The sequence below is a fragment of the uncultured Microscilla sp. genome (assembly GCF_947493425.1).
Classification (GTDB): domain Bacteria; phylum Bacteroidota; class Bacteroidia; order Cytophagales; family Microscillaceae; genus Microscilla.
On the sequence record NZ_CANLRP010000006.1, the window covers coordinates 17,914 to 31,547 of the forward strand.

Annotated in this window: 5 protein-coding genes; all 5 read left to right on the forward strand. The window is 39.7% G+C overall.

Features of this window, described 5'->3' with window-relative positions:
* Positions 1-1,338 precede the first annotated feature (1,338 nt).
* The 5 genes from Q0954_RS03260 to Q0954_RS03280 all read left to right on the forward strand — a co-directional run bounded on the left by Q0954_RS03260 (position 1,339) and on the right by Q0954_RS03280 (position 13,336).
* The gene (locus tag Q0954_RS03260; protein ID WP_299453554.1) at positions 1,339-9,864 is read left to right on the forward strand and encodes a LamG-like jellyroll fold domain-containing protein; all 8,526 of its coding nucleotides are present in this window, start codon (positions 1,339-1,341) and stop codon (positions 9,862-9,864) included.
* 127 nt (positions 9,865-9,991) lie between these two features.
* Positions 9,992-10,876 carry a cell surface protein gene (locus tag Q0954_RS03265; protein WP_299453556.1) on the forward strand — a complete coding sequence of 295 codons (885 nt, stop codon included), beginning with the start codon at positions 9,992-9,994 and terminating at the stop codon, positions 10,874-10,876.
* Between the two features lie 45 nt (positions 10,877-10,921).
* Positions 10,922-11,764: a cell surface protein gene (locus Q0954_RS03270; protein WP_299453559.1), complete on the forward strand. Its 843-nt coding sequence runs from the start codon at positions 10,922-10,924 to the stop codon at positions 11,762-11,764.
* Positions 11,765-11,782: 18 nt separating this feature from the next.
* On the forward strand, positions 11,783-12,304 hold the full coding sequence (locus tag Q0954_RS03275; protein WP_299453562.1) for a hypothetical protein: 522 nt from the start codon (positions 11,783-11,785) through the stop codon (positions 12,302-12,304).
* A 276-nt stretch (positions 12,305-12,580) separates the two neighbouring features.
* Positions 12,581-13,336 carry a hypothetical protein gene (locus Q0954_RS03280; protein WP_299453564.1) on the forward strand — a complete coding sequence of 252 codons (756 nt, stop codon included), beginning with the start codon at positions 12,581-12,583 and terminating at the stop codon, positions 13,334-13,336.
* Positions 13,337-13,634: the final 298 nt, after the last annotated feature.

Below are 13,634 nucleotides of genomic sequence, written 5' to 3' on the forward strand. Positions count from 1 at the left end.
CAAAAAAACGCTGTCACCAAATCATCATAAATATAAATCAAGCCATTATTACTTTTTTTTCAAAAAAACACTTCTTTTTATGTTTTATTCAGTAATGAATAATTGTTTACTTTATACTTATACATAAACATCTAACTATCAACAATTTACTTCGGCAATTATTCATAAATGATTACTCCTTTACCAACAAAAAAACGATCAGGTATACACAATAAAAAACTCCGTTTCCCAGAAATGGACTAAAAGCAAGTGCAATTATTTGATTTTTGAAAGGGTTACCCATTACATTTGTAACACCAACGAATAATTGATCAGACATACTATTTACAGTATCTCTAAATTTTATAAATCATACCACCAACCTATTATACTATTTGAACTAAAAGACATTTGTACAATTTGATGAGTACAAGTGGGTATTTTCTTATTAAAAGAGGGACGCTTGATGATCTTGAGCTGACCTTTTAGATAAAGAGAGTTATGGGATTTTTGTCTTTAAGAAACTGTGTTTAAGCATAGCGTGCTAAAGCCTGGATAGTTTGAATAAACTTATCAACTACAATCAATCAAGTAATTATTTAATTTGCTGTTCTTAAATGAATAGTGACAAACATTTATAAGTTTATATTGATGCATATAATTTAATTATTCTTTTACATTTTCAAGTAATTGATGGTTAGTTATGGATCTCGTTAAATTTAAAAACAAAAAATTGTCAAAAAAAGCCTTTAAGCTGGGCAAACTATGGTACACAGATTTATTACCTAACTGGTTATTATAGGTTTTTTTTACTCAAAACGACTGCTAATACTTTATAAAAATTAATTACACAAAATTGATTGCCGGATCATGAGCGCATTATTAACAAATTAGACATTGAACATGAACACATACAGTTTATCATTGCATTACACTTGTACACAAGCACATATCCATCATAGTTGTCTTCCAACTTTTTGGATCACCTACGAAACTGATTCAGGGATTATATAAAAAACCTGCTACTCTTTTGACGTGCCCAACGCTTATTGGGTAGTTTCAGGATAAACTTCATCATAATTTTATAAGCTTCATTCTCACCACATGCTTCAAATGGTTTGTTTTCAAATCATTTGAACAGGATTGTTATATCCATATTTAAATGTTTATACATATTATGTACAAACACTATTTATGCCTTTTGGTACTTTTCCAAACAACTTATGACGCTGATTTGCGAAAAGTGAACAGGAAGTCTACGGAAAATAAAAAAGCCCTGTTTGTTGACGGACAAACAAGGCTTTACAAAGACTTTTAATCTTTTTGTTTCAAAAAACTTAGCAAAATTACACTTTTTATATGAAAAAAAGATGTTTTTTTATAAAAATCATGCTGGCAGTAATTGTGAGTGGACTTTGGTTTCCTCAGCAATTGTTTGCTCAAGCCACAAATTCTTCTTTGGGGGCGGTATTGCACCTCAAAAAGAACAAGTACAATAACTACTTCAATACGGGGGTAAACTTTAATGCCTTGCTCAACAGTGGGCAGGCAAATCAGGCAAGTTTTGAGTTTTGGATCAAAGCCCAAAGTGACAACAATGCCTGGGTACTTACCGACTTACTGAGCGATCAGGAGTCGTTTTCGATGCGGGTGGAAAACAACCACCAATTAAAACTTAATTTAAAAGGTGTTGAGAAAAACATTGACCTCAATGGGCAAATTGGTAAAAATACCTGGCATCACATTGCATTGGTTGCCAACAATGGCACTACTACCCTGTATGTAAATGGCAGAACACGTGGTGTGTTTACCGATCTGGATTTTAGTGCCACTTTAGGGCGTCAATTGTATTTTTATAAAGCCAGAGAAACCGAACTATTTATTACTGAGGTGCGAGCCTGGAACCAAGCACGTACCAAGCAAGATATCTTAAGGTATTGGGCAAAGGTAATTGATAGTAATAAAGCAGATGAATTGGCGCAGCACAAAGCCAAAGGGCTTGGTGTATTACTAAACAAACAAGAGCGGTTTCTCCTTAGCATAGGCATGCTGGGTTGGGTCAATGCTATTGAAGATTCTGAGGTAAAAGGTGGACAAGGAATTGACGCAGTACGTGGAATCAGATTGATGGATCTTAGAACCGATGCTGGACACCCTATTCTTGACTTGGAAGAAATATTTGTGACAGCGTCTAAAGGAGAGTTTAGTGATAAGGTGCAACTTAAATGGAACCATATTGCCAAGGCTACTCGATATACGGTGTCACGCCGCCCACAAACGGGGATTACATTTGTGACTTTGCCTAATGCACCTACTATCAATACCCAACAAGCAGGTGATGAGTTGATTTTTGAAGACAAAGACTTGACAGCTGGCGAACGCTATGTATACAAAGTAGAAGCTTTAGGCGATGATAGTTTTACTACCAGTGGGCAAACTTTGGGCTTTATTTTTTATAATGGGCAAATTTCTGGTAAGGTAGCTACCAACCGTCAAGACCCAGTACAAGATGTAGAAATAACTGCTACATTAAAGGGAGGTGGTTTGCCTGGGCACACGCTCATGTTTGATGCCACCACACCTGCTATAGAAGTTGACAATATAGAAGCCTTAAGAAACCAACCACGTTTTACGATGGAGTTTTGGTATAAAGGTACTGGCAACAATACTGTATTTGCTATGGGCAACTCCAAGATTCAACTTACCAGCAACAAGCTTATAGTAAACAATGCTGACGGTAGCACCTATGCAGAAGGGAATCTTAAGACGCGCGACAATCAATGGCATCACTATGCATTTACTTTTGCGCCTGTGCTTAATGAAGAGCAAAAACCTATAGGGGCAGAAGGTAAACTATACCAGGATGGTGAAGAAATAGCTACGACCGCTAGTGCTTACCAGGCACCTCCAGGTAACGTAAACCGATTTTTGATTGGTGCTCAAAACAATACAGCTTATCAACTAGATGAGTTTAAAGCTTGGAAAGTAGCAAAATCTGCCACGCAGGTGAAACAAACTTATCGCCATGTATTGTCAGGCGAAGAAGATGACCTTCTGTTGTACTATCGTTTTGACGAGGGCAGTGGCAAAGAGGTATATAACTATGCCTTGGCAAATCGTAATGAATACATTGGTAAAAGCCAAACCAAAGGTCAAAATTTGCAATGGAGCACCAACCAACACGCAGGTTTGTATTATGGTACACTGACATCTACATCGGGGGCTTATGTACTCAAAGGGCTCAACTATGGAACTAGTGGTGCAGGTAAAACTTTTAATGTGGTACCCCAAAAGCCTAACCATGAATTTAGAGCTCCTGCTATAGAGGTATTGCTACAAAGAGGGCAAAACATTAGTAAAAGTGATGTGGATTTTACGGATATTTCTCAGTTTACCATTTCGGGAAGAATTGTGTACAAAGAAGGTAATGAGGTATATCCAGTACCCCAAAAGCAACAAATCACTTTAGATAATGGCACTGCCAAAATATTGGGTACGGGCGACAAGGCAAAATCTGATGAGAATGGATTGTTTACGACCAGTGCCTCGCCTGAATTGTTGACTATAGCTGTAAACTCAATTGCAACCAAACGTAGTAACTTGGTGAATCAATCGTTGCGTTTTGATGGAAAAACTGCTTATGCTCAATCTGAGGGAATGATTAGTCATCAAGGTAGTGCTACTTGGTCGTTTTGGGTAAAACCAGCCAGTGCAACCGAAGTATTTGAAGGAGAAGCAACTACTGATGCCTCAACTCAAGAAACCCCTGCCTTGCCTATAGTACAAACTGTATTTCAGTTGGGTAATATCCAACTTGACTTGGAGGATGGCGAGACATTGGTATTGAAAAAAGATGGTGCTGACTTGGTTCGTTCTCCCCAAACCATTGGCAACCAGGCAATGACTTTTTGTGCCATTTCTTATGAGGCAGCTACCCAACAGTTTACACTTTATGTAGGCGAAACTCCTGATGTATCTAACCCTATAGCAGACGTAGACATGACGGGGCGCTTTACGCTGGGAGCCGCCTGGATAAACAATGTTGTTGCTACCCCATTCCGTGGGCATGTAGACCATATAGAATTCCGTACCCGCACATTTGCTCACAACGAGTTTAAGCAAGTTAAAGATGGGGAGTTTATAGCCAATGATGCTCAACATTTACAATTGAGTTACCCAATACTAGCATCTGGCGGCAACAGAGAGCTTAGCCTTACCGCTCAGGCAAAACACCAAGGCTTAAAGTTGGTAGGAGCAGCCCGTGACAATAAAATTGTATCGATCAACCAAGGAAGTTACAAATATAACTATGTAGCGAGCAACCCACGCTATAACCCTAAAGGAGAAGCTTATGAATTGAACCTAACAGGGGTAACTACAGAGTTGGATTTTGAAAATACGACTCGCTATGGGTTTGTGGGCAACTTGATTGTTCCTTGCGACAATAACATTGGCAACCTGAAGGGACGCATTTTCAGAACTGATATTCCAGGGTATGAGAGAAGCTTTAATGCCGACAACTTCAATGGAAATGTGTTGGTGATAGAGGACTTACTTCCAGGGGAGTATCAAGTATACATATTTAGAGAAAATGCCAGTGCAGATGCAAAGCCATTATTACGTTCGCCCGTGTTGAATATTACTCAGGGTTGGGCTGCTTATGACTTTGAGTATCATAATCCTTTAAAAATTGATTATAAGATTTACAATGTAGATGTTATTAGTCGTGTAAAAAACAACAAGACTGAGTTGGGAGGAGAAAGAGGCGAAGAGATAACACCTTTATGTAATGGTAACTATGCTTTGGAAGCTTATAAAAACTATGAAATTGAGCTTACTATATCTGAGCAGTTTAGTAGTGGATTGTGTGAAGTTCCAGAAGTAAATTACACCGTAAGCGGAAGCTTAGGAACACCTTTGCCTAACCAACAGAAAGGCAAAACAGGTAAAAACGGTAAGGCTATTATACGTTTCATGTCTGCAGGACCTAGTTTTAGTGCAGAAGATTATTTGGAAAAAATGCAAATAAGTGCACGAACTTCAAACAGAGATGAAGAAGTGTTTATCAAGTCATACATTAAAGGAACACAACAGCTAACGTCTGATTTTACTATAGAAGAACCAGAGATTCTTCATGTATTGCATGACCCGCCAGGAGATGCTAGTTCTGCCACACTTGCTAAAGGTTCTAAGTTATCTTTTGCGGTAAATACTACTACTGAACTTGGAGTTGAAACTGCTACTACCTTCAAGGCTGGTACAGGAGTAAAAGTAGAGTCAGGTGGTGGATTTGGGGCAATTATTTTAACTGAAACCCTTAAAACAAAAAACCTAGCAGGGGTTACACTAAAAGCCAATAACAATAACAGTTTGACAACCAAAACTTTGTGGACGTTAACACTTGACGAAACATACGCAACATCTGCCAATGGTATAGTAGTTGGTCCAGATGCTGACTTGTTTATTGGTATGGGTAAGGTCATTACTTATGGTGGTGCCCGTAAGTTAGTCATCGATGAAACAACTTGCGAAGCAAGTATCCAGAATATTCCTAGATCGGTAAGACAAGAATTTACTTCACCGTTTTCATTTACAGCACAGCATATCAAAACTACTACTATACCTGGCTTCGATAAGTTAATCGAAGACGAGAATACCAAGGTAGCTAATGGTACTCAAACGAGGGCTGAAGCTGATAAACTCATTGAACAATATAAACATAGAAAAAAGAAGTGGGAAGAGGTTTTAGCTAAAAATTACAAAAAAATTGCAGAAGCGGACAAAAATGAAAAAACGCTTGAGCATGGCTTTAAGGCTGGATTGAACTCACTAGAATACCCCAATAAAGATTTTGCTTTTGCTGGTGGTGGACAAACCTATACGGCTGCACTTACTTGGTCTAAAGATAACAATATTAGTAATAATCACTCATTTGTAGGAAAAATTGGATCAACTATTAAAAACGATTTTACTGTTTTTGGAGTGGCATTCAAAAATGAAGTAGATATTACTGGAATTGTTAGTCAATCAGTAGGTACAGATAACGATAACGGTGAAAGTACTGGTATAACTTTTACATTAGCTGATGATGACCAAGGGGATCAGTTTTACATGCTCATTCGTAGAGATGAAGAGTATAATACTCCTATTTTTAAAACTATAGGTGGTCGTAGTAGTTGCCCCTATGAAAGAGGTACTCAGCCTCGTGAAGGGGTAAGAATAGAAGTACTAAATGGGGCTACCCAAGTAACTCCAGCAGGTACAAAAGCTATTTACAAGTTACATTTAACCAATACTCAAATTTCTGACGATAATAAAGGGAAATCGTATGGTTTGGATGTTTCTCAAACCAGTAATATTACCAATGCTAAAGTAGAAGTAAACGGAAACCCTATACCTACTGGTGGTGTATCTTTCTTTCTGATGCCAGGTGGAAGCACCACTGCAGAACTAACTATTGAGCAAAATAATAGTGGAGGTACTGATTATGAAAACATCGCAGTGAGATTTTATTCTGGTTGTGAGTTTACAGCAGGTACTGTTAGATATACAGCTGATGAACTCTACGAACGCAATGAGGATGGTACAATAAAGAAAAATACCAATGACAAACCTGTTTCACTAGTAAAAATCTTTGATCAGGTATTGTTAAATGCTTATTTCCGCGCACCTTGTGTAAGTAGGTTTGAGATCAATCAACCTACCAAAAACTGGGTAGTCAACAATACCTCGGCTAATCGTTTGAGGCTACGATTTAAGCCAGAAACGGCAAAAGATGATTTCAAAAAGGTAGAGGTAGAGTATGCTAATGAGGGTAATAACAAAGCACAGTTGCTAACTACTTTGAATGTAGCAGAGCTAACCAAAGACAGTGAGGAGTATTATACTGCTTCGTTGGATGTAAGCAGCTTGGTTGATGGTAAATACAGCCTACGCCTGGTGCCTGTATGTGGTGAAGCTGGTACCAACCGAAACAATGTAAGCGAGTGGATAGAAGGTACAATTCAGCGCAATGCACCCGTGATTGCTTCGGTGACCCCTGTAAACAATGGTATTATAAGCAGCGATGGAGTAATATCGGCTACTTATACCGACAAAATCAGTAATGATGGGGTAAACAGCCTGAACATTAATGTAATGGGGGTATTGGCAAACAGTAATTATGAAGCTACTGCAGCACGCTTTACCGAAGCCAACGACCATATTCAAATACCAGACAATGATGCATTGGACATGGAAAGTTACACGGTAGAATTTTGGGTGAAGCCTTTACAGTTTGGTACTACAGTACCTATCATAGAAAAAGGCAATAATTTCCAAGTTTTGCTAAGACATGACGGCTTTATTGATGCTCAACGCATCAGGTCAGACCAATCACTTGCGCTCAATCAGTGGAGTCATGTGGCGGTAAGCTATGACAAAGCCAATAAAAACATGCAGTTCTATGTAAACGGGCATTTGGTAGGCGAAAAAGACTTGAATTTAGTTTCAGAGCCTTTTGGCACCAACGACCAACCTATTACCATAGCTAAGGCTGTGAACGGGCAAGGTTTTAAGGGTAGCCTGGACGAGGTACGTATTTGGAACAAGGCACGTACTTCTAGCCAAATCATTGACAATTACCGCAAAATGTTGTTGGGTAATGAAGAGAACCTGGCTGGGTATTATCGCTTAGATAACAATGCTTTGATTGTAGATGGAACTAAAGAAGGTATCCGCGATTTTACTGGAAACGCATCGGGCACTACTGCTGAGGGTATTGCCTGGATAACCAAACAAGATGCTGCTCCTTTGCAAGTAGAAGCGGTGCCACAAAGTATTCCAGTAACGATTCGTCGCAGCAATGAAAATCAGATTTTGATTACACCTGATTTGGCTGAAAGTGATCTGGAAGGGGCTTACCTAACAGTAAACATTGCCAACAACAAGATCAAAGATTTACTGGGTAACGAGATTGAGGGCAAAAAGTGGAGTTTCAGATATGAGAAAAACCACATTGCGTGGAACCAACGTAACATCGATTTGCAACAGGTTTGGCAACAAGAGAAAAACTTTGCGCTTACCTTGATGAACAATGGAGCCACGGGGGTCACTTATCAATTGACCGATTTGCCCAAATGGATAAAAACACCAGATAAAACTGCTGAACAGGATTACACACTCAATAGTGGGCAAAACGAAAGCATTGGCTTTGTGCTACAGCCTTGGCTAAACGCTGGAGAGCATATTGGAACCATCAAGGCAAAGGTGTTTGATAACGATGGGCGCTTGTTGGGTACTGAGCAGGTAATAGTAAATGTACATGTAAGCTGTAGTGCTCCTGTATACACATTGAATGCGGCTCAATACCGCCATACCATGTTTCTAAATACCAGCTTGCATATCAATGGAGAACGCTCTATGGACGAACGCGATAGGGTAACTGCTTTTGTAATGGGAAGCAATGGACAAGCCGAAGTTCGTGGTACTGGACAAGTACAAAAACAAGGCAACCAGTATACTGTGTCAATGCTTATTCATAGCAACCAAGCAATAGGAGAAGCATTACAATTTAGAGTATGGGATGCCTCAGAGTGCCGTGAATATGGTAGTGTAATTGAAAATTATGCTTTTGGTGATACCAACACCCCAACCCTGACTGTAGGCAACACAATGGTGCGCAGGTTTAATGTGGTGGCAGGTTTTCAGCACGTGACTTTCAACGCCACTAGTTCAGGGAGTAATTACCTTAGCATTGCCCAGATAAAAGGTTTGCCTGCCGGATCTAAAGTATATGCACAGGATGGCAAGGAAGCCAGTTACGATGGAGCAAACTGGTCGGGTAATCTAACCCAACTGTTCCCCACAAAAGCGTATCAAATAGAGTCGCCTGCTGCAGCTCAGGTAGAGCTACAAGGACAAGCAGTGGCATTGAACACTGATATTAAGATAAACCCTGGTACCCAGTGGATTGGCTACTTATCAGATCAAACTTTCCCAGTAGAGGAGGCTTTGTCAGGGTTGAACCTATCTGACTACAGTGAGCTACGTCTGATTGGTCAAATAGGCTTTAGTACTTATGACCCTCAAACCAACAAATGGTCAGGTTCATTGGAGTACTTGACACCTAATATGGGTTATCAGTTGATTACTTTGAGTAGTGGTGCACTCAACTATGCTACTGGTGTGGGGGCAGCAAGTCGTCAATTAAGTAGCCGAGCAACCCAGTACCTTGCCAACAAGCCTATGTATGAAATACGCACTGAGGCAAAAGCCTTGGGAATGCAGGTAAATGCGCTCAAATACCGTTATGCTACCCATGTAATAGGTACTATAACTAATGACGGACAACGCATAGATGCGGCTGACTATATAGTAACTGCACACAAAGCGGGCGAAGTACGTGGGATAGCAGTGCCGCAAATGGTGAATGGTAAGTTGATTTACTTTTTGACGGTACACACCAACGACAAACAGGCGGCTTATGAGGTACGCCTGACGCATAGAAAAACCAAAGCGGTACAGCTACTAGATACTCCGCTCAACTATGCCAGTCAGGTGCAGGGTAGTGTAAAAGCGCCTCACGAGTTTAGAATAAACCGTGTGAATGCTCAGACAAAAGAAGCCAAAGCAGCGTTGTTTGGCGGGTATAAACTCTACCAAAATCAGCCTAACCCGTTTCACGATGTTACCAGCATCAGCTACGAACTGCCTCAGGCAGACAAGGTACGCTTGACAGTGTACAATGCTCAGGGGCAAGTAGTGGCAGTGTTGGCAAAAGGTGACAAGGCTGCGGGTAAACATACTGTACAATGGCAACGCAATGGTTTGCCTAGTGGGGTGTATTTCTATACCCTGACTACCAAAGCAGGCGAGCCCATGACCAAACGATTGGTAATTCACTAAATCTTATGAGACAAAGAGGGGCTGAGAAGTGCCCCTCTTTTTAACCAAAAATACGGTTGCATACAGCAGCAAACGGGCAGGCTTTGCCCTTTTTTAGAACAGACAACATTTAAAACATTATAAAGTTATGAACATTCAAAAAATCATCAAGAACACATTCAAAGCAGGAGCTTTGGCTTTAGCATTGACCAGTAGCGCTCAGGTTTTTGGGCAGTCTGTTCCTCCCAAAGGAGGTAATACATTAGTTCAAAATTCTGAGAAGGAAATACGATGGTTAGCTAATAATGATGGCTCAAATCATAATGAGGGTTTTGGATTTTATGTAGGCAAATACCCTGGTTCCATAGCTTTACGCATAGGACATAGTGGCAATGTAGGTATAGGTGTTTACAATCCTGAATTTCCATTGGTAGTAAATGGAACTGCCAAAACTAATACATTTATTACCAATTGGGTGACAAAAAATGTAAGTAATGGTCACCTTACCCTAGGTGGGTATCCTGGTGCTCCCTTGTCTCGTGGAATGTATATTTTAGGTAATGGCAAAGTTGGAGTAGGCACAACAAACCCTGATGCAAAATTTCATATAGCAGGCGATATGAAAGCTACCAGTGGCTCTTTTAGCAGCAACCTTACCGCTGCCAATGGAACTTTTAACAGTAACCTTACCGCTGCCAAGGGCACCTTTAGTGGTGACCTAAATGCCAGTAATATTATTGCCAACCGAGTACGCCTCAATGTAGGTACTTTTCCCGATTATGTGTTTGCCAAAGACTATGACTTGATGCCCCTGGAGCAAGTAGAGGCTTATATAAAAGCCCACCAACACTTGCCCAAGGTGCCAGCGGCGGCAAAGGTAATCAAAGAAGGCATGGACGTGGGGCAGATCAATGTATTATTGATGGAAAAAGTAGAGGAGTTGACCTTGCATTTGATTGAGCAAAACAAGCAGATGAAGGCAATGCAGCAAAGACTGCAAAAGCTTGAAAAAAAAGCTACTGACAAAAAATAATCATTTTGAACCATTTGCCTTTTGGGCAATAAATTTTAAAAAATTATGAACATTCAAAAAATCATTCAAAATACATTCAAGGCAGGCGCTTTGGCTTTAGCATTGACCAGTAGTGTCCAGGTTTTTGGGCAATCTGTTCCTCCCGAAGGAGGTAAAGAGATTGTGCACAACAGTATAAAGGAAATACGCTGGGTAGCAAATAGCGATGCTTCTAATCACAATGAAGGGTATGGTTTTTATTTGGGCAGTGGTGCCAAAGAGAAGTTAGCCCTGAGAATAGGACATAGTGGCAATGTAGGCATTGGAATAAGAAACCCTACAGCAAAACTGGAAGTAAGCGGAACTGCAAAAGCTGATGTGATCAATGGGCGAGAAATTTTAACAGAACAAATACGCCTCAATGGAAGCATCAGGTCACAATCTACTCCAATTAAATTCAGTGTATCATCAAACGTTCCTGGTCTTAAAGGAACACGTTACATGGTTTTTAACCAAGCAGGTCGCTTAGGAATTGGCACTCAAGAACCTCAAGAAAAACTACATGTTATTGGAAGCATAAAAGCAACCCACGGTTATTTTAACGGCAACTTAACCGCCAACCGAGTGCACCTCAATGTAGGTACTTTTCCCGATTATGTGTTTGCCAAAGGCTATGACCTAATGCCCCTGGAGCAAGTAGAAGCTTATATAAAAGCCCACAAACACTTGCCTAAGGTGCCTGCTGCGGCAAAGGTGATCAAAGAAGGCATGGACGTGGGGCAGATCAATGTATTGTTGATGGAAAAAGTAGAAGAACTGACTTTGCACACCATCGAGCAACACAAGCAAATCAAACAATTGATGCAAGAAGTAAAAGCCTTGAAAACTCAGGTAAATTCTAAAAAATAATTGACTCGAATATTCATTATGAAAAATTATCATAAAATTTTATTAGTCGCTTTATTTTGTTTGGGAGCATCTGGCGCTCAAGCACAAACCAAGCTGTTTAGGTTTGTAAACGACCGTAGTAATCTGGCTATTACCACCAAACCCAATGCAGAAAACCCTCAACATCTGGTAGGCGCGCCTCGCAGCAAGGAGAACAGTTTATCACAGTTTTTTATTGTTTTGCCCGGAGTAAATGGCGGTGTGCACATTAACTCTGCATCCAACCCTCTTTTATATTTGGGACGCAATGCTGAAGGGAATGTTGTGATTGATTCGGGCAAAAATCTCCAAAGTTATTCCTGGTCTATAGATTTTGCTGGCATTGGCTCTAAGAATGGAGCCGTAGGCTATTGTGTATTGTCTGCCCCTGAAGACCATACCAAGATGCTTATGATAGACGCTCAAGGACAGTTTAAGCTGGTGAATGTCACAGGAGGGTTACCGGCTGGACAAGAACCTAACTTCAGGTTTTTGTTAGAGACAAAAGCCGATACATTTTAAAAATTAGTCCATCTTTCTGGCTATGCCCCCCACCCTTGGGTTGGGGGTTTTTATACTCATCTTATATGCTCAATAAAAATTTTGAACTGGCATTCTAAGGAATTGTTCAAAAATAAATTTACACTCTGAAGGGTGATTTTTCGCCTTGATACTTCGTTATTTTTATTGCCCGTAGCGCTGCTATGGGCGCAAAAAATAGCCTCGTCTCAAAACAAAACCTCTACCTCAAGAATGGTAATTTAATTTCTCACCATTCCTAATAATATTTTGATCCTTATGAATTTACGAATTTATCTTTTGTGGGCTGCATTATTTGTGATGCTTGCCGCTTGTTCTGACAATAAAAAAGAAGCTACTGAAGCAATGTTGGATGAAGCTCAGGTAGGGCAACAAATACTTGATTTTTATCATAAATATTCTAGAGGTTATTATGTGGCAATGCAAAATAACCTTGCCGATACAGTAAAGCTATTTAAAACGGCTACCTACGTAAACGCTCACATGGTGACAGAAAAAATGAAAGCAGAAAATACGGGAGTTATTTACATGCCTGATTTATCTTCTTTGAAAATAAAGAGACGTTTGGCTACTATTAAGGTGATGAAACACCAACAACAAAAAAAACAATTGGTATTTGTCAGTATCCAATTCAACAAACAAGGGAAGATTGTTTCTTACAAAGAAGAACAATTGTCTAAAACAACACATCAGGCAAAGGCAACTAAGCCTCACTATAACAAATATAATGGCAAATATGCCTTAAATGAACACAAAACATTGAACATAGTATGGGCTCAGGGCAGTGAGTTGGCGTATGAGGTTATGCTTACTTCGCCCGGTTGTGTGGGGAAGTTTAATGGTAAAGCATTTTTTACAGACCAACATACTGCCATAAGCAACCAAGGAGGAAAATGTAAAATCACCTTTGATTTTAGCACAGCTGGCAAAGTAAAAGTGAGCGAAACAACCAACTGCCGCACCTCGCACACTAAAAATTGCAAGTTTGATGGTGAGTATAATTTAACCAACTAACCACTCCCTCACTTGTAGTAATAGCGTATCAAGGCGTCATAAAAAGCACCTATTTTATATATACAACAATACATAAACTATTGCATATCAAAAAGTTAACTCCTCATAAAGTGGTAATTTCAATAATCCACTGTTAAGTCTTTGTTAAGTAAGAAAACTTGTTGTGCCCAGCGCCAATGTCTAGCTTTGTAATTACAAAACCAAGGTGTATTTTTTCAATATACTTTGATTCAAAATATCAATCAGGTTTATTCTGCTATCAGGCTAACATTATCAAAGTAAATTTTAAATAGTAAAA